The following is an 18,839-nucleotide window of genomic DNA, read 5'->3' on the forward strand; positions in this document are numbered from 1 at the left end:
TGAATAACCAAGGGTTAGGTCAATTAAGACTTTTGGGTATGCCTGGGTGTTCCACCGCTAAACTATTCCACCGTAACAGACTTAGCCAGGTTGCGCGGCTGGTCCACGTCACACCCGCGACGCACCGCAATGTGGTATGCCAGCAGTTGCAGCGGCACCACCTCCAGGATGGGCAACAGCAACTCCGGCGCTTGCGGGACGTACAGCACGTGGTCCACGGACTCCTTGATCTCCTCGTCGCCCTCGGTGGCCACGGCGATCACCTGGCCTTCGCGGGCTTTGACTTCCTTCACGTTGGACATGGTCTTCTCATAGCGCTGGACCGACAGCGGATCATTGGGGTCGGCCGTGGCGATCACCACCACCGGCAGGTTCTCATCAATCAGCGCGTTCGGGCCATGCTTCATCTCGCCCGCGGGATAGCCTTCCGCGTGGATGTAGGAGATTTCTTTCAGCTTCAGCGCGCCTTCCAGCGCGATGGGATAGTGTATGCCGCGCCCCAGGAACAAGAAGTCTTGTGACTTGGAATACCGCCGCGCCAGTTCTTCCACGTCGCCGCAGTTGGCCAGCAAGGTTTCCAGCTTTTGCGGCATACGCAGCAGTTCGTCAATTAACTTCTTGCCTTGTTCCGGCGTGGTCACTCCGCGCACTTCGCCCAAATGCAGCGCCAGCAGAAACAGCGCGGTCAACTGCGCGGTAAACGCCTTGGTGGACGCCACCCCAATCTCTGGTCCGGCGTGCGTGTACACCGTGCCCGAAGCTTCGCGGGCGATCATGGCGCCCACCACGTTGCAGATGGCCAGCGTCTTGGACCCCTTGGCTTTGGCCTCGCGCTGCGCGGCAATGGTATCCGCCGTCTCGCCCGACTGGGTAATCAGCAGGGTGATTTCCTTGGGACCGGTAATGGGATCGCGATAGCGCCATTCGCTGGCGTAATCCACGTCCACGGGAATGCGCGCCAGGCGCTCGATCATGAATTTCCCCGCCAGCCCGGCATGCCAACTGGTGCCGCAGGCGGCGATGTTGATCTTCTGCACCGCGCGCAACTCTGCTTCGGTCACGTCCATTTCTTCCAGGAAGACCAAACCCGTGTCCTGCGACACGCGGCCCAGCACGGTGTCCCGCACAGCGCGCGGCTGCTCATAAATTTCCTTGAGCATAAAGTGCTTGTAGCCGCCTTTTTCCGCCATGATGGGGTCCCAGGTCACGTGCTGCACCTGGGGCTTCAGCGGCTTGCCGTCAAAGTCAGTAACTTGCACGCCGGACCTGGTCACGATGGCCACGTCGCCGTCATTCATGAAGAAGAGGTCGCGCGTGTGGCTGAGCAGCGCCGGCACGTCAGACGCCACAAAGTATTCGTCCTTGCCCAAGCCAATCACCGCCGGCGGCCCATTGCGTGCCGCCACAATCTTGTCGGGCTCTTCTTCGCTCAGCACGCCCAGAGCAAACACGCCGGTCAACTGCTTCACTGTTGTGCGCACCGCTTCTTCCAGACTAGGACGGTGCCCGTTGGACTTGGCGAAGAACGCCTTCTCTACCAGGTGCGCGATCACTTCCGTGTCCGTCTCGGTACGGAACTTGTGGCCTTCTTCGATGAGCTTTTTCTTGAGCGAAAGATAATTCTCGATGATCCCGTTGTGGACCACGACGATTTTGCCGGTGCAGTCGCGATGCGGATGGGCGTTCTCTTCCGTGGGACGCCCGTGTGTGGCCCAGCGCGTGTGGCCAATGCCGTAGGTGCCGTCCAGCGGCTTCAGGCGGATGACTTCTTCCAGGTTGCGTAGCTTGCCTTCCGCGCGCCGCACCTGCATCTCGCCCGTGCCGTTGCCTGCCACGGCAATGCCGGCGGAATCATATCCGCGATATTCCAGCTTGCGCAGCCCTTCGATGATCACCGGGACAACGCTCTTCTTGCCCACGTATCCTACGATTCCACACATATGAAAACCTGCTTGATCTCAGCTTTACCTGGCGGCTTGCCCTGCTTCCGGAGACAAACATTGGATGCTCAGATTATTCCCGCGATTCCGGCACTCGCCTACAGAAATCAACAACCGAACCACAGAGGTCACAGAGGATCGCTGAGGTCGTGTCGACTCGGCCTACGCTTGCTTCCGATCAGCGTCATCTGCGTTCATCAGCGGCAAGGTTTTTCCGATCACGGCGATGACGGCGATCACGGCGATCACGCGCGATCCCGGCGATCTCCCGTCACTCTTCCAGCCTATAACTAAACTCTTCAATCACCGGGTTGGTCAGTACTTCTTTGGCGATGCGTTCCACTTCCGCCTTGGCTGCGTTCGTGTCCAGCCCGCCGTTCAGGGTGAGCTCAAACAACTTGCCCTGGCGGACGTCGCCCACGCCCTGGTATCCCATCTTTTTGAGCGCGCCGTGAATGGTCTTGCCCTGCGGGTCCAGGACGGTGGTCTTGAGCATGACTGTAACGTAGGCCTTCATGGTTAGCTGGAATTATAAATCTCCCAAGACCTTACCGCTGATCAGCGCTGATGGGCATGATCCGGGCAATTTTCGGTGGAAGCCCCGGCCTTTACGGCCTGGGAAAGTCAGATTAAACAAGAAGAGCGCCTAGGGTGCGGCATAAGAACCTGATCTTGAGGACAAGCGCCCCTTCTCACGCCCAGGCCCCGGCCCCGTAGCTGAAGCGGATTTCCTCGCAATACATTTCGGCCTTCACCCGGCGGATGTTCTCGTTGCGGGCCTCCGTTTTGTCCGGAGTGACTTTGAAGATGCCCAGACCGTGGAAGTTGAGCGTGAACAGCGGTTCGCGCAGATCGTGACTCAGGTATTCGAGCTGGCCGCTCTTCTGGTTCTTCGCGTCGTGGCCGCTGCGGCCGGCCGATTCCTTCTGCCACGCCAGCAGCCCTGCCGCGTGCTGTTCCGGCAGGGTAATCACCAGGTTGGGGACCTCGACTATCGGTGGTTCTTTTGTCGGAATGCGGAGTTCCGGCGTCCTAGGTTGGCCCGGGCGGTTCTCGATTACTTTCTGTTTGATGGTAAGGGCCTCAATGCGGTTGACGTGCGAACAGTCCAGGGCGGGGATCTGCAGGCGGAAGTTTGCGGGCAGCCAGCGCTTCTGCGCGGCATTCGCCGGGCCGCCGGCGGAGAGCTTGCCGCTGCCCTTGGTCATGCGCGTGGATTCCGGTGAAATCTTGATGGTCATTCGCGCTTCGTCCTTGGACGAGGCGTCCAGCGTTGGGAAGCCAACTTCCGTGATCAGCCCGTGGAAAAAATCCAACGTGGATTTCACGTTGCCATCGTAATCGCAAGAATGGATGGCGCCGTCCTTGCGCATGTGCGATTTCTCCAGCGTGGCCTTGATCCACTCGTAAAATGCGCGCGACATGCCCATGCCGCAAGTCAGGGTGATGTCTTCGTATCTGACGACTGCGCCGGGGTTGCGCTGCATGCCGGCAGGGCCCGGCTTCTGCGCGACGGGGTCGCTGGTGGCGTGGCCGCCCTCCGCCGAGTGCAACCACCCGGCCATGATTCCGTCGAGCATGATGCCGTAGCGCGCGGCCGCGTAGCTGCGGCGATCAGCCGTGAGTTGTTCGGCCAGCAGAGCGCCCGCGTCCAGGCCGCTCAGGACGGCGCCCGCGCCAATGGCTCCTACAATGGTCTTGCCCAGAAATTCGCGGCGTGTATGCTTTTTCATGGTGTATGCCTCTGACGGATTGCGATTGTAGCAACAAAGCCTGGTTTCTGGTTCAATGAATGGCCAGAAGGAAAATTTGGATTCTGGTCTTCGCAAGGGGCTGCTGGAAAAACGCCCCGACTAAACCGTCTTCCGGTGAGGGAATAACGAAGGAGCGAGTTGTGAACGAGACTGCTGTGAACACCACAGACCGTCCATCGAGTGTGGGTCGAAGCATTGTGGCCGTGCTTGCCGGGATAATTGTTACAGTGGTCCTCTCCATCGGCACCGACAAGGTGATGCATGCGGCCGGCATCTTCCCGCAGCTTGGCCAGTCCATGTCCGATTCGCTCTTCCTGCTGGCAACGGCCTATCGCACCATTTACAGCGTGGCCGGGGCCTACCTCACGGCGCGGTTGGCGCCGAACCGGCCGATGGCTCACGCCCTGTGGCTGGGCGCGCTGGGCCTGGTGCTGGGCACGGTGGGCGCTGTGGTTACCTGGAACAAAGTGCCTTCGCTCGGCCCGCATTGGTATCCCGTGGCGTTGGTTGTGCTCTCCCTGCCGCAATGCTGGCTGGGCGGATTCTTATATCGCGGAAAGCAGGCCGGGCAATGAGTCCGACACTTGTGGAGTCTCTATGAAACTCAAAATGTCTGTGATTGCGGCGGTCGCGATTTCCCTTCTGGTCGCGATGCTTCTGCCTCGCTCCGCAGCGGCCACCGACAAGCTGGACGCAGCGATACTCAGCGACGCGGAGATCCCTGCAGAATGCAGAGCGATCGAAGGCCGCTATCCTATGGATATCCAGACCCAGATCCTATTTGAACGCTACGAGGCGTATAGGCAGACCCTGCCGCCGCTTGCGGGGAAGCAGGCACAGTCGCTGAGGTGCGGACGGCAGGAAGGCACCATCTACTACTTTGAATTTGCCGATGCTGCTAGCCGTCAACGGGCGGAAGTCTACATTCGCGGCCTGTTGTGGGGGGCGGACCGTCCTAGCCCTGGCCACCCGGAGGAGATTGAGCATGGAGACAGCCTGCTGGCCGTTGTCTCTTTTGAGAAAGCGCCCGCCTCGCTGCTGGAGGCCATCCGGGCCAAGCTTTCGGGCGGCGCAAAGCCCGTTGCCAGTTCCGGCGGCGCTGACTCTGCATCAACCCGGGCCGCGCTGGGCGACTGGCGCGGCACGTCGCTCTGCCTGGTCAAGCCCAGCGCTTGCCACGACGAAGAAGCCCTCTACCACGTCAGGGCAGACAAGTCCGGCAAGCTCCAAGTGGAGGCGGACAAGATCGTGGACGGCAAGCCGGTCAACATGGGCGCCATTGACTGCAGCTATGATGCGGCGAAGAAACTCCTCCACTGCGAGTGGGAGTTCGGCGTGCTTGATCTTGCGCTGCAGGGCGATCGCCTGGAGGGCAGCATGTTTCTGCCGGACAAGACAAGGTGGAGAGAGATCAAGCTGAAGAAGCTGAAGCCGTAACGAGGCGGACCCCAACGCCACGGAACGAGGCTGCACCGCTACAGGCATCGCATCACTTGTCTTTTTTTGTACACTCCACGTCGGAAGGGCCTGCTAGACTGGTGACGGTGATTGTGTCTTCGAATTTACGCACATTGCGCGTTCGTGAGGAGCGGAGCGACTTATGAAACGCATGAAGAAGAAGCCGTCACACGTTGCTGGTTCTGCGGGAGCCGGCATGGGCGGCAAGGTCTCATTCTATCGGGGCAAACAAAATATCTATTCCCAAGGCGCGCCCGCTTACACCCTCTTCTACATTCAAGAAGGAGGGGTGCGGCTTACCACCCGGTCGAAACATAAGCCGCCGGCGGTCACCGCCATTCTGGGAGTGGGCGATTTTTTTGGGGAGCTTTGCCTGGCGGGCTTTCCTCTTCGTGTCTCTACCGCCGTTGCGCTCACCGCCAGTTCGATACGGGAGATCACGAAGGCATCCATGGCCCGTATCCTTCGCCGGAAGAGCAAGGTGACGCATCCTTTCGTGTCTTACCTGCTCTCCAGCGTCAAGACGTATCAGGACCATGTGGCGGAATTGCTGACTTCTTCTTCCGAACAACGGCTGGCTCGCGTTCTGCTGCGGCTGGCCCATCTGGACAGGCGAGGTCCAGCCATCACCGGGCTTCCCCACCTAAGTCACCAGGTCCTGGCGGAGATGGTGGGCACTACCCGTCCGCGCATCAATTTTTTCATGAACCGATTCAGGAAGAGGGGATACATCAACTACAACGGCGGAATAGAAGTATACAAATCGTTGAAGAACGTCCTGCAGTCGCGCTAGCTCCAGCAGTCGCTTGACCTGACTAAATTCCCTGCGTCGCGTCTGCGCCTCATCCGGCCAGAGCCCCTGCCAATTCATCCACATTATTCCGCCAAGACGTGCTGGAAATTCCGGAGACAGTCTTTAAGAACTAAGGCCGATGTGTTCAATCCGATGTGTTCAATAGTGAGCACGTCGTTTCCGGGGGCCCATGATAGGGTTTTTGTGTAGGGGACATCCGAAAGGAGGCTCCATGCATTCGAATGGCGCTCTGCAACTGCGTGGGAATTGGTTGAACGGTGATTGTTTTGAAAGCAAAAGATCGACCGGGCTGGCCAAACGAGACAGTGCCGAATTGGCAGCGGGAATTCTTCCTGTCTTTTATCCCAAAGGCGGCATTTTCTTCCTGGAAGGGCAATCTGCAACGGGGGTTTTTCTTCTGCGTACGGGCCGGGCCAAAGAGTCTGTGGCTTCGGATAAAGGAAAAACCGCGATCGTGAGAATCGTTGGCCCCGGCGCGATCCTGGGTCTCTCAGCGGTATTAACCGGTGCGGCCCATGAATCCACGGTTGAAACTCTCGAAGCGACGCAAGCTGATTTCGTGTGGAAAGCCCATTTTCTTCGTTTACTGAAAACCTCCGGCCAGATGGCCCTAATGGTTGCAGGCCAGCTAAGCCGCAACTGCAAAGAGGCTTACGCGTCTATACGCTGCCTGGGTGTTTCCGCCTCAGTGCCAGAGCGGATCGCGCGACTCCTTCTCCAGTGGGCTGAATCCCCGCTGCCGAATCAGAATCGGGATGTGGGAATACGAATTCGAGTCACCCTGACCCACGAGGAGATAAGCCAGTTCGTTGGAAGTACGCGGGAAACAACGTCCAGAGCCTTGGGAGAATTCCGGGAAATGAAATGGATCACCACGAACGGCAACACCTGGACCATTATCAATAGGGAAGCAATACGACGCGTGGCCGCAGTTTGACGCGGCCGATGAATCAAGGCGGGGGCCCACTCCTCCATCCCATAGATACATTGCATTCCCATTCAGATAAACCCAGCCTTGTTCAAACTTGGACTGCTGTTGAAGCACCAGCGCAGGGGTGTTAAGAGAAATCTAACGGACTTAGGCCGCAGTAGTACATGTCCAATGGTATGTCCAATTTTAGACAGCCATAGTGGGTACTAAATGTCATACTCAGCTTATCGGAAAATCTGGTCCCTGGTAGGGAGATAGGAGGGGTGCATCCCAAATGGCGAGCCCTTCCCGGTATGACGTTCTTGTAGTGGACGATGACGAGGCCGTCGGCGACAGCCTGGTTCTGTTGCTGAGGCGGTCAGGATATGACGTGCGGAGTGCGACACACGGCTTTGACGCTCTTTTGCAGTTGAAAAAGAAAGCCCCTGATATATTGATTTCCGACCTCAATATGCCGCAAATGTCGGGCTTTGAGTTGCTTTCCGTGGTTCGCCGGCGCTTTCCCCAGATATCCGTGATCGCTATGAGTGGCGCTTATGAGTCCGGGGAGGCCGTACCCGGCGGCGTGATTGCCGACGCTTTTTACAACAAGGGCCAAAGCAATCCACAGGCGCTCTTGCATATCGTGGCCGAACTGATCGGGACTTCTGCGGCGCGCACCGTGGAACACAAGAGAGAGTCCGCTCCGGTCTGGATACCCCGGAACGGGCACGATTCACACGGAATACCCTACGTGGTGGTGACCTGCACGGAGTGCTTGCGCTCATTTCCGCTAAGCGTGGCACACGAAGACCTGCAGAAGATCCAGGAAACTCCTTGCCTCTTCTGTCCGAACACGGTCAGATACATCATTGATTTTTCGCTGGCCACTGCGTCGCCACGGCCAGAAGCGGAGAGACAACTCAGCACGAAACCCGCCGGCGCACCCGGTCCGCATGGGACCGCCTCTACATCCGCCTGATCGGAAAGCGCAACGCCCCCGTTTGTGCTTAGTCGTGCAGGACGATGTTCAGGAGCGAACTATGGATCCGGAGTTCGCCGTTATACTCAACAAACCCCAGCTTGCGGAAGCGATTCATGAAGAAATTGACTCGTGTCCGGGTTGTGCCCACCATTTCGGCCAGCACTTCCTGGCTTATTTTGGGGACCACTTTATTCGGCGCGCCTTCCTTGCCGAATTGCGCGAGCAGCAGGAGAATCCGGGCCAGGCGTTTTTCGCTGGAACTAAAAAGCTGGTCCACCAGGTCTTCCTGGATGCGGGCGTTGCGGGCCAGCAGGTAGGCGACGAAAATCTCAGAAAGGGCGTTTTGATGATGAAGCACCCGTATCATGGCTTCTTTATCAACCTTGAGCAGTACGGCATCGCTAAGCGCGATAGCCGTTGCCATGCGCAAGGGCTGAGCCGCAGCTACGCACGCCTCTCCTACAAAATCCCCGGCGCCTAACAACGCGATGGTGGCTTCTTTGCCACTCCTGGAAACCACAGTGAGCTTGACCCGGCCCTTCTGGATATAAAACACAGAATCCGCCGCATCACCCTGGGAAAAGACGATCTGCGTCTTGCGCAGATGAACAATTGTCCTGCCCAGGCCGGCTTTGGAAAGAAAGGTTCTGGGATCAAACGATGGCCGCTTTTTATGTGGGACCTTGATGTCGGCTCCCCCTTTGTGATTCCCTTGCGGAATGCCTGGGGAAACCTCCGCAGACTTTCAGCATCGTGCTGCCCGCCGTTCTTGACTGCGAATTGTCACGGCTGGTTTCTAGTATCCGAATTACGACAAGGCTAGCAGAGAGCCGGGCACAAATTCCGTGACGGTGGTCACCCCCCCAAAAAATGGGGGCCTAAGCAGAAAGCTGTATAAAAGTGAACAGTTAGCGCGGAGAACCCAGTTAAGGGGTTGCGGCCAATAGCCGCGCTTACGCCGCAGGTGGCATTTTGTCGCCCGAGATTGTTTAACCCCAGAAGCTGCCAGAACAACAAACGCCCGTGGTATGATCTGCCCGATTTTCGGTTGTCCTGGGGAGGCGCACGATGGAACCTCGTCCCTCGGTCTTCAAACGTAGTTTCACGATGTTGTCTGCACGCCCTGCCGCCTATGCGGTTGTCGCTATCCTTCCCTATGTGGTAGCCATCGGCCTGCTGGTCCTGATCGGGCGCATGATCCACCTCAAGCCAGCTGTTCATGAGAGCTGGGACCCGGTGTCCCTGTGGAAGTCCATGGGCTGGGGTGAGAGGCTGCTCATCGTGCTGGCATTTATCGCATCGGCCACTGTGCCCTCTTACTTGGCGGCGCGCGGTGTTTGCCGCATGGCTCTGGAACAGCAAAAAGATGTACGCATACCGTTGGGAAAAGTGCTGCTGGACATGCTGCGGTTCATTCCGACCGCCGTGCTCTACTTCGCGATGATTGGAATTCCATCCTACCTGGGAGGCTGGTGTTTCGTGGTTCCCGGACTCCTGATTACGACCGCGTGCGCGCTGATCGTTCCGGCAGGAATTGACGGCCAGCTTGGCCCTCTGGCCGCCATCCGGCGCGGGTTCTCCCTCATCAAGCGGGTCTTTGGCCGCGTACTGGCGGTATATGTGTGCTTCCTCATTTTTGTCATCTTGGGGCAAGTGGTTGCTTCCAACGTTGCCGGTGTGGTGGCCGCACAATCGGATTCGCCTGCCGCGATGTTTTCAGCCTTGGGCGTCTGGTTCCTGATCACGCAGGTGGCGATGGCGCTGGTGAACATCATGGTCACATTGTTTTATTGCGAGGCCCGCGACATGGGTGCTCCACCTCTCGTGCCCGCAGTTCCCGGTGTGACAGGCGGGCCACCGGGCTAGGGAGAGATCTTAGGAGACGAACAAGCGAGCGGGAAGGTTCTTGCTTGGTGGACCCCTGGGCTCGTATCCAATGCACGTCCTCTCAAAATGAAGCCATCCGCTCGGAACGATAGCTTTGGAACCAACAAAATGGGTTATGATATTCGTGTTTGCAGAATAGCCGAGAATGCGGCCAATGCGAGTCAAAATCTGCGGGATTCGAAACCATGATGAGGCGCGCATGGCCGTGTCTTTGGGCGTGGACGCTCTGGGGTTCCTGGTCGGGCTGAGCTATCGCACTGATGACGAACTCGACCTGCAATCGGCGCAGCGCATCATTGCAGAGGTTCCTCCTTTTGTTTCCTCAGTTCTGGTCACTCACCAAGTAGACTTGGGCTGGGTTGCTCGGGCGTGTGGGCAAAGCGGATGCAACGTCGTGCAACTGCACGGCGATTTTGCTTTGGCGCAGATTCCGCAGCTACGCCAAATGGCTCCCAATGTGCGGATCATCAAAGCCGTCAACATTGTGGACGAAAGCGCAGTGACACGTGCCGTGGCCGCGGCCCAGCAGGCTGATGCCGTCTTGCTGGACTCCCGCACCGCCACCCGCATCGGCGGGACCGGAAAAACCCACGATTGGACGATCAGCGCGCGGATCGTACAGGCCGTCGAGAAACCCGTCATACTGGCGGGAGGGCTCAAGCCAGAAAACGTGGCCAGGGCGATTAAGGTGGTCCAACCTTTCGCCGTAGATGTCAACAGCGGTCTGGAGTTTCCAGATGGGTCGAAATCTCCGCAGAAGGTCGAGGATTTCATCAGCTTGGCCAAGGCAACGGCTGGCGCGGGGACACATGGCGTACCGGCAGGGTGATCTGAATGTTCAGCGCATTCTCCTTCGGTAAAATCATCAAGACGATTCTTCCTGGCGCCATCCTCGGTCTGGCATTGGCGCTGTTCGCAGAAGGTGCATGGGCGCTGTGGCAGCCCGGTACGGGATTCCTGATCGCCAAGTTACACAAAGATTGGATCACTCCAGTCACCGCCGCGTTCATCCCGTTCAGCCTGATCCTGGGGTTCTTCCAAAACACCGTTGTATGGATGGCTTTGAACCACCGGGCGCGTGCCCGCAGCGACGCGGAACTGCGCGGAACGATCTACGCCGAGCTGCGCGAGAAACTCTCCCGGGGTCTTTGGGAGGATTCCGCGGCGTATTTTGGCCAAGCGGGTCGCGCCTTGGGACAGCTCGCCCGCCCCGACCGTCCGACGCTGGAATATTACTACCTGCCGGCAGTCACGCTCGCCAACCTGAACTATCTATGGGAAAGTTATTTCTGCTGGTATGAATTTGATATCAACTCCGCCTGCGCTCTCTTGCTCTGCGCATTGGCGGCTGTCTTCCTGCTCTGCGTCAAGCTCTGGCAGTACCCTTGTGTGTTTTTCTTGTTGGGTCTCGCCCTCCTGGCGTTTAGCTGCGTGGTGATCGGTGTGCTGTGGCGGGCAGCGATCAAAAATCTTGTTTCCTACGAAAAAAACCTGCTGCTGCTTATCTCTGGATCGTTGGCGAAAGCCGCAAACGGTGCCCCGTCTGCGACTGTTGACAATGCTGCCAAGTGACGGCAGGAGGGCACACTGGCCGGGTGGCCTACCTATTCCTGCCGGGTGTTCCAGGCTTCCCCGCGTATTCTGCCCCTCTCTGCAGGCCGAGGGTGCCCACTCAATGCATCCTCAATCATGAAGCTGCGTGCTCCGCTTTGCTGCGCGCGGGCCCGCGGCGCAAGGAAGAGCTCTCTCTTCATTCCTTTCCCTCATTCGCTCCGCTCACCCGGCACGTAAAGGGCCGGGCTTCCACCGAGCACACTGGCAAAGAGTACCTCTACCCCGGTGCCACACGAGCAAAGCGCGCTCAGGGACCCGGCTCGCGCGACCTCGGGTATCTCGTCATACGCAGTTTGAGACGTAGCGGTGCTACGTCTCTACGTTGGGACTTTCGAGCCTGCGACCGATGATTTTGGGGCGATGAACTACTTTCCCGCTGGTGTTGGCGAAGATAGGGAGGGAAAATGAGTGGAGTTTTGCAATCGCCAAATGGCGACCGGAGGCGATGGAAGAGATTGCCAAAATCGCCGAAATTGCCAAAAATTGACGATTGAAAGGCAACAAGCCGCCGGCTATCCGCAAAGAAAAAGCCCCTGCATTCGCAGAGGCTCAAAAACTAATCCTGTTGTCGCTTCGCTTACGCGCGGCCGACGCCGAGATACTCGAAGCCCAGGGCTTTCATGCGCACGCCGTCCAGCAGGTTCTTGGTGTCCACCACCACGGGCCGGCGGACGATGCGGCGAATGCGGTCGTAATCCAGTGTGCGGAACTCCGGCCATCCGGTGCCTACTACCAGCGCGTCCACGCCTTCGGCCACCGAGTACGCGGAGTCGCAATAGCGGACGTTGTTGCCGGTAAGTTCCTGCTGCGCGTCCGGCATGGCGATGGGATCGTAAGCCCGCAGGTGCGCGCCGCCTTCCATCAGCGCGCGCGCCAGATGGATGGAACCGGAGTGCGCCACCGAATTGGTGTTGGGCTTGAAGGCCAGACCCAGCAGGCCCACTTGCTTGCCCGCCACGGTTTCCAGCGCGCTGTTGATCTTCTGCATGATGCGTCCGCAGAAGGCCTGGTTGACTTCGCGCGCGGCGGTCAGGATCTTCAGTGACACGCCCGAGCTGGCGGCGAGGCTGGCCAGGGAATCCATGTCGGATTCAGTGAAGCTGCCGCCCAGCGAGCCGGGCTGCATGCAGCGCGGAGCAATGCGCTTGTCCAGTCCCAGGGCCAGGGAAAGGTCCACGGCGTCAGCGTTGATGCGTTCGCACAGACTGGAAAGCTCGTTGATGAAAGAAACCTTCGTCGCCAGAAACGCAGTGGAGGCTTCGCGCACCAGCTCCGCCGTCTCATGCGTGGTCACAATCACCGGGACGCCGCGCATGACCAGCGGGCGATACAGAGCTTTCAGCGCGGTCACCGCAGCGTTGGAGTTGGTGCCCAGAACGATGCGGTCCGGCCAGTTGAAATCTTCCACGGCGCAGCCTTCGGAAAGGAAAATGGGATGCGATACCACTACGATCTGCCGGCCCGATCCCGCCAGGCGTTCTTCAATCCGGCGCGCTGTGCCCACGGGCACGGGCGTCACCAGCACCAGGATCTGGCCGTGGTCGCAATAGTTGGCAATCTCCATGGAGATGGCTTCAATGTCTTTGTTGGCGTCTTCCGCCAGATAAATGATTTCCGCGCGCTGCACCATGGACTGCAGGTGGGTGGAGTACATGAGCCGGCCGGAGCGCACGCCGCGGCGCACAATGTCACTCAAGTTCTTTTCATGGAAAGGCAAAATGCCGCTGGCCAGCAACGTGGTATTGATGGAATCGCTGCCGTACGCGGTCACTGGCACCCCGAAATCTGCAAGACATGAGGCCACGACTGTGCCCAGATATCCGCACCCGTACACACCAATCTGCATAAACAATGGCTCCTGGAGAAGCGTAGTCGGCGGCGACGACTCGGGGAAAAGAGGGACTCGCCAGCTTGCTACTCATTGATTTACTTATGGGCTGTGTGATTAGAAGCTTTTGATTAGGACATCCGCAATATGGAATTAGGACATGTACTTCCGGGGACCATCCGCGTTACCACGAAACCGGGGCGAAACCATTTTGATTTTGCAGTATTTTCGCGGTCGTGCGCTTCCGCGTGTATCTCAAGTCCAATAGACCTTCGCTTGACGACTGCGCGCGTCATGCGGCCGCGTTTGCACCATGAATGCTGCACAGTTCGGGAGGAGCACTCGGCTATCCGGCCAGGGGTCATGCACCAAGCGGTCAGCTTTGTTCCCCCCATCCGGCCGATTGCAATGGCCGGGCACAATGCGCAGGGCATGCTGACCATGACCGCCGGTTCCTGTCTTGCTTGAGGACAAAGAACCTTGGCGCGTTGCACCCTTCTCAAGAGGGAATCGCCCGGGAACGGTAGTATTACATCAAAAAAGAACTCTTCGGAGCGCTTTATGCCAAACAATCCGATTGATGTCGTCCTCAAATTCGAACAGCTTATCAACTCCCGCGACGCCGCAGCTGTCTGCGCGCTGCTCACACCTGACTCGGTATTCATAGACTCGCTCGGCAACCGCATGGAAAATGCCGGCGCCGGAAAGCTGCGCCAGGCGTGGGAAGGCTACTTCAAGATGGTGCCAGACTACTCCATCGCGCATTCTGAAATCTTCGCCAACGGCGACACGGTGGCCATGTTTGGTTCCGCCCAGGGAACTTTTTCAAAGGACGGCCAGGTGAAGAAGGAAAACTTCTGGACCACTCCCGCCGCCTGGCGTGCCGTGGTCAAAGACGGCAAGATCGCCGTATGGCAGGTGTACGCGGATAACGAACCCATCCGGGCCATCATGCGGAAATATTCATGAACATGCTTTTCGAGCTGCCCGGAATTGCAAAGCCAAACGCGGAGGACGCCACGCACACAAGCGGTTTGGAGCGAAGGGACATGAATTTATTGCGAAACAAATTTCACATTCACAAACGCCTCATACTGGCGATGCGCGTTGGGCCGCAATACCGGGAAGGTGGAGGTAGTCACCGTCTGCAGAGCGGCCTCGCCCAGCTCTCCCGCCGAGCTATCGAGCAGCTCTGCTTCCATGACCTGGCCGCGCTCGCCCAGAATCGCGTGCACAATCACTGGCTGTATCGCTTGCGCTCCCGGCGCAACCGGCACCACGCGGGGAAAGCGCATGGTCCCGCCCAGAAGCGGGCCGGGGCGATGGGCCATCATGTCTTTGTTCACGATGAGCTCCTCCGGGCCGCTTCCGCCGGCTTCCACGATGCTTTCCAGGCGGGCTTCAAGGACCGAGCTGTTTCCTTCCACAATGGAGATCTGCCCCGGCAGCGTACGGCCGTGAAAATTCAGCGCGTTCGCGTAGTCGTACACCACGTAAATGCCCGGCGCCTCAGACAGTACCTGCAGCAACCCGGTTTTCGAATCCACGCAGTATTCGCTCTCCACCCAGCGGCGTCCCGGGGTGGGCGTGGGATCGTTCATGTCGCCGGAAGCCAGGACGCAAGTAACATCCTTGCCTCGCCAGTTGGCCTTGGCGGTGCGAATCAGAGTATGCGCCGACTGAAATTCAATGGGCCAGAAGATCGCCGAGCGCAGCATGTGCACGCGCATGGGCACCGATTCCGCAGCAGGGTCGTCATACACGCCTCCGCCGGTCGAGATGCGCGTGAGCGAATAGTCCCCCAGGCGGACCTTCCAGCGGAAGGCGTATGGCTGCATCCAGGTTTCTTCCATGTCTCCGGCGCCGGTGACCTGCGCATTGCCGCTGGCGGTGAAGCTGACCTTCAAGGTGAAGGCCGGGCTGCCCGGCGAGTGCAGGTCGGCATTCTGGCGTGCCTTTTCCACCAGTTCAACGATCTCGGCGCGCTCCTGCGGCGTCTCCACCACGTGCGTGGCGCCGTTGGCCAGCTCCAGCGAGTTCGCCGGCGGCGGATTTACAGGAAGCCCCTTCTGCGGCCCGCCTTGAGCAAAGACGGCAGCGCTGAGCGCTAGCAGGATTAAGAAGAGAATTGCCAGGAAAGAAGGTACAGCAGAACGGCGAATGGCTTGCATTTCACGCCTCCTCGAACCAGTTGAAGACGGTATTCCTAGGGGGAATGTTAACCATGCTACTGCCGCGACGTTAAATATCGCAAGACGAGTTTTGTTAAGAAATTGCTGAGGCTGTCGCTGCAAACAGGAGCGCAGCACCGCAGTGCGTAGCGACAAGAGCAAAGCTACCGCTTCTTGCTGACTGCTGAATGCTTTTGGCTGCTCTTTCCATGCCACTGCTGCAGCGACCGCACATTGATCTCGCTGCGCTGCAGCGCGGCAATGCCTTCTGCTGCAGCTTTCGCGGCCGCCAGCGTGGTAATCGTGGGAATGCGATTGGTCACAGCCGCGCGACGGATGGCCTTCTCGTCAAAATACGGGTCGGGGCCGTGCGGCGTGTTCACGATGAGATGCACGCGGTCGCCCTTGATCCAATCCACCACGTTGGGCCGGCCTTCTTTCACCTTGTAGACACGCTCCACCGCGATGCCCGCTTTCTCCAAGCGGTCAGCCGTGCCGTGCGTGGCCACCAGGTTAAAGCCCAGGTCAACGAAGCGCCGCGCCAGTTCAATGGACTTGACCTTGTCGCGGTCCGTAACACTGATGAACACCGTGCCGCTCGTCGGCAAGGACTGCCCGGCGGAAAGCTGCGCTTTAGCGAAGGCTTCGCCAAACGTCTCGGCTGATCCCATGACCTCGCCCGTGGACTTCATCTCCGGCCCCAGCACCGTGTCCACGCCGGGGAACTTGCTCCACGGAAACACCGGCGACTTCACAAAGTATCCCGCGCCCGTGGCCAGGTCCAGCCCAGTGGCAGCGTTGTCCGGCAGGAACTCTTGTAGCTTGCGCCCGGTCATGAGGCGCGCGGCAATCTTGGCCAGCGGCACGCCGGTGGCCTTCGACACATACGGCACCGTGCGCGACGCCCGCGGGTTCACTTCAATCACAAAAACTTTTTCATTCTGGATGGCGAACTGAATGTTCATCAGCCCAATCACTTTGAGCGCGCGCGCCAGCTTGTACGTGATCTCGCGAATCGTGAACAGCACGCGCTCGGGCAGGTCCACCGACGGCAGCACGCACGATGAATCACCGGAGTGTATGCCGGCTTCTTCGATATGCTGCATGATCCCGCCGATCACCACGTCCTCGCCGTCGGAGAGCGCGTCCACATCCACCTCGGTTGCGTCTTCCAGGAAGTGGTCAATCAGCACCGGGCGCTCCTGCGAGTACTCCACGGCTTCTTTCATGTAGCGGATCACGCTCTCGTCGTCGTAGGCGATCACCATGGCGCGTCCGCCCAGCACGTAAGACGGCCGCACCAGCACCGGATAGCCGACTTTCTGCGCTCCCGCCACCGCTTCTTCCACGCTGGTGACGATGGCCCCCGGCGGCTGCGCGATGTTCAGGTCTTCCAGAAGTTTGCCGAAGCGCTTGCGGTCTTCCGCCAGATCAATGGACTCCGGCGACGTGCCGATGATCGGCACGCCCGCGGCTTTCAGCGGCAGCGCCAGGTTCAGCGGCGTCTGCCCGCCGAACTGCACGATCACGCCAATCGGCGCGCCGCCCTGCGCCTCATGCTCGTAAACCGACAGCACGTCTTCAAACGTGAGCGGCTCAAAGTACAGGCGGTCGCTGGTGTCGTAGTCGGTGGAGACCGTCTCCGGATTGCAGTTGATCATGATGGTCTCGTACCCATCATCGCGCAATGCGAACGACGCGTGGCAGCAGCAGTAGTCGAACTCAATCCCCTGCCCGATGCGGTTGGGCCCGCTGCCCAGAATGATGATCTTCTTCTCCGGCGTGGGCGGCGCCTCGTCCTCTTCTTCGTACGTCGAATAAAGATACGGGGTGTAGCTCTCAAACTCCGCCGCGCAGGTGTCCACCTGCTTGTACACCGGACGGATGCGCTGCTGCTCGCGCATGCGCCGCACCGTGGCCGCGTTGGTCTTGAGCGTGAGCGCCAGCCGCTCGTCCGACGCGCCCATGCGCTTGGCTTCGCGCAACGCCTGCCGCGGCAGCGTATCCAGCGTGTACCCGGCAATCTCCGCGTCCATCGCGCTGATCTCCTTCATCTGGTGCAAGAACCACGGATCAATCCCCGTGAGCTTGTGGAGTTCCTTGATGCTCATGCCCTGGCGCAGCGCGTAGCGCAGGTAGGTGAGGCGCTCGGGATGCGGCGTGACCAGGCGTTGCGTAAGAATCCGCGGCTCAATTTTTTCCGTCCCCGGTTTCCTGCCGGTCTCCAGCGAGCGCACGCCTTTCATCAGGGCTTCTTTGAACGTCCGCCCCATGGCCATGGCTTCGCCTACCGATTTCATCTGCGGCCCCAGCGACTCGTCCGTGCCGGGGAATTTTTCAAACTGCCACTTGGGGATTTTCACGACGACGTAATCAATCGTCGGCTCAAAGCAAGCCGGAGTTTTCAGCGTAATGTCATTCGGAATTTCGTCCAGCGTGTAGCCGACGGCCAATTTGGCCGCAATTTTCGCGATGGGGAACCCCGTCGCTTTCGACGCCAGCGCCGACGAGCGCGACACGCGCGGGTTCATCTCAATCACCACCATGCGTCCCGTGATGGGATTCACGCCGAACTGGATGTTCGATCCCCCGGTCTCCACGCCGATCTCGCGGATCACTTTGATGGAAGCGTCGCGCATCAACTGGTATTCGCGATCAGTGAGCGTCTGCGCCGGAGCCACCGTGATGGAGTCGCCGGTGTGCACGCCCATGGGATCAAAATTCTCAATCGAGCAGATGATGATCACGTTGTCGGCCAGGTCGCGCATCACCTCCAACTCGTATTCCTTCCAGCCCAGCACTGATTCTTCGATCAGCACTTCGTGCACCGGAGAAAGGTCCAGACCGCGCGCCAGGATTTCCAGCAGCTCTTCGCGGTTGTACGCCATGCCGCCGCCGGTGCCGCCCAGCGTGAATGACGGCCGGATGATCACCGGGAAGCCGATCTTGGCGGAAAACTCCAAGCCGTCTTTCAGGTTGGTGATCAGCGCCGACTTCGGCACGTCGAGCCCGATGCGGTTCATCGCGTCTTTGAACAGCAGGCGGTCTTCCGCCATCTTGATGGCGCGAAGCTGCGCGCCAATCAGCTCCACAGCGTATTTGTCCAGAATGCCTGCGTCCGCCAGCTCCACCGCAAGGTTCAACGCCGTCTGCCCGCCCACGGTGGGCAACAGCGCAAACTTGCCGGGAACCCCGGAGTGCGCCAGCAGATCAGCCTCTTGCCGGATGATCTCTTCCAGATAAGTCCTGGTCAGCGGCTCAACGTACGTGCGGTCGGCCATCTCCGGGTCGGTCATGATGGTGGCCGGGTTGGAGTTGGCCAGCACCACTTCAAAGCCTTCGGCCTTGAGCGCCTTGCAGGCCTGCGTGCCGGAGTAATCGAACTCCGCCGACTGGCCAATCACAATCGGACCGGAGCCGATGATCAGGATCTTTGCGATGTCATCTCTGCGTGGCATTAATCTGGTTTCCTCAGTTT

General features: G+C 59.1%; 16 protein-coding genes. 9 read left to right on the forward strand and 7 right to left on the reverse strand.

Annotated features, from left to right (window positions below):
• Positions 1–62: 62 nt before the first annotated feature.
• The 3 genes from glmS to LAO20_01910 form a co-directional block, all read right to left on the reverse strand.
• Positions 63–1,940, reverse strand: a complete 1,878-nt coding sequence (glmS, locus tag LAO20_01900; protein ID MBZ5530161.1) for a glutamine--fructose-6-phosphate transaminase (isomerizing) — start codon at positions 1,938–1,940, stop codon at positions 63–65.
• 271 nt (positions 1,941–2,211) lie between these two features.
• Complete coding sequence (purS, locus tag LAO20_01905) at positions 2,212–2,457, reverse strand: phosphoribosylformylglycinamidine synthase subunit PurS (GenBank protein ID MBZ5530162.1); 246 nt, start codon at positions 2,455–2,457, stop codon at positions 2,212–2,214.
• Between the two features lie 175 nt (positions 2,458–2,632).
• Entirely contained in the window at positions 2,633–3,673 is a 1,041-nt protein-coding gene (locus LAO20_01910) for a phage tail protein (protein MBZ5530163.1), read from the reverse strand.
• Between the two features lie 161 nt (positions 3,674–3,834).
• Between LAO20_01910 and LAO20_01915 the strand changes: the two genes are divergently transcribed.
• From LAO20_01915 to LAO20_01935, 5 genes are all read left to right on the forward strand, one after another.
• Entirely contained in the window at positions 3,835–4,269 is a 435-nt protein-coding gene (locus tag LAO20_01915; GenBank protein ID MBZ5530164.1) for a hypothetical protein, read from the forward strand.
• Positions 4,270–4,291: 22 nt separating this feature from the next.
• Complete coding sequence (locus LAO20_01920; protein ID MBZ5530165.1) at positions 4,292–5,131, forward strand: hypothetical protein; 840 nt, start codon at positions 4,292–4,294, stop codon at positions 5,129–5,131.
• Between the two features lie 163 nt (positions 5,132–5,294).
• Complete coding sequence (locus tag LAO20_01925) at positions 5,295–5,945, forward strand: Crp/Fnr family transcriptional regulator (GenBank protein MBZ5530166.1); 651 nt, start codon at positions 5,295–5,297, stop codon at positions 5,943–5,945.
• 232 nt (positions 5,946–6,177) lie between these two features.
• Positions 6,178–6,903: a Crp/Fnr family transcriptional regulator gene (locus LAO20_01930; GenBank protein MBZ5530167.1), complete on the forward strand. Its 726-nt coding sequence runs from the start codon at positions 6,178–6,180 to the stop codon at positions 6,901–6,903.
• A 268-nt stretch (positions 6,904–7,171) separates the two neighbouring features.
• On the forward strand, positions 7,172–7,858 hold the full coding sequence (locus LAO20_01935) for a response regulator (GenBank protein MBZ5530168.1): 687 nt from the start codon (positions 7,172–7,174) through the stop codon (positions 7,856–7,858).
• 28 nt (positions 7,859–7,886) lie between these two features.
• Here the strand turns inward: LAO20_01935 and LAO20_01940 are convergent, their stop codons facing one another.
• Complete coding sequence (locus LAO20_01940) at positions 7,887–8,549, reverse strand: Crp/Fnr family transcriptional regulator (GenBank protein MBZ5530169.1); 663 nt, start codon at positions 8,547–8,549, stop codon at positions 7,887–7,889.
• A gap of 419 nt (positions 8,550–8,968) precedes the next feature.
• Here LAO20_01940 and LAO20_01945 point away from each other — a divergent pair, with 419 nt between their 5' ends.
• The 3 genes from LAO20_01945 to LAO20_01955 all read left to right on the forward strand — a co-directional run bounded on the left by LAO20_01945 (position 8,969) and on the right by LAO20_01955 (position 11,320).
• Positions 8,969–9,727 (forward strand): hypothetical protein, encoded by a 759-nt coding sequence (locus tag LAO20_01945; protein ID MBZ5530170.1) that lies wholly within the window; start codon positions 8,969–8,971, stop codon positions 9,725–9,727.
• 220 nt (positions 9,728–9,947) lie between these two features.
• Positions 9,948–10,577 (forward strand): phosphoribosylanthranilate isomerase, encoded by a 630-nt coding sequence (locus LAO20_01950; GenBank protein MBZ5530171.1) that lies wholly within the window; start codon positions 9,948–9,950, stop codon positions 10,575–10,577.
• 5 nt (positions 10,578–10,582) lie between these two features.
• Entirely contained in the window at positions 10,583–11,320 is a 738-nt protein-coding gene (locus LAO20_01955) for a hypothetical protein (GenBank protein ID MBZ5530172.1), read from the forward strand.
• Positions 11,321–11,939: 619 nt separating this feature from the next.
• Here the strand turns inward: LAO20_01955 and LAO20_01960 are convergent.
• Complete coding sequence (locus tag LAO20_01960; protein ID MBZ5530173.1) at positions 11,940–13,208, reverse strand: nucleotide sugar dehydrogenase; 1,269 nt, start codon at positions 13,206–13,208, stop codon at positions 11,940–11,942.
• A gap of 543 nt (positions 13,209–13,751) precedes the next feature.
• On the opposite strand from LAO20_01960, the gene LAO20_01965 reads away from it, so the two are divergent.
• Positions 13,752–14,159 carry a nuclear transport factor 2 family protein gene (locus LAO20_01965; GenBank protein MBZ5530174.1) on the forward strand — a complete coding sequence of 136 codons (408 nt, stop codon included), beginning with the start codon at positions 13,752–13,754 and terminating at the stop codon, positions 14,157–14,159.
• Positions 14,160–14,245: 86 nt separating this feature from the next.
• Here the strand turns inward: LAO20_01965 and LAO20_01970 are convergent, their stop codons facing one another.
• Positions 14,246–15,361: a hypothetical protein gene (locus LAO20_01970; GenBank protein ID MBZ5530175.1), complete on the reverse strand. Its 1,116-nt coding sequence runs from the start codon at positions 15,359–15,361 to the stop codon at positions 14,246–14,248.
• Positions 15,362–15,525: 164 nt separating this feature from the next.
• Positions 15,526–18,819 carry a carbamoyl-phosphate synthase large subunit gene (carB, locus tag LAO20_01975; protein ID MBZ5530176.1) on the reverse strand — a complete coding sequence of 1,098 codons (3,294 nt, stop codon included), beginning with the start codon at positions 18,817–18,819 and terminating at the stop codon, positions 15,526–15,528.
• Between the last annotated feature and the right edge of the window lie 20 nt (positions 18,820–18,839).

It is taken from the genome of Terriglobia bacterium (assembly GCA_020072815.1).
Taxonomy (GTDB): domain Bacteria; phylum Acidobacteriota; class Terriglobia; order Terriglobales; family Acidobacteriaceae; genus Angelobacter.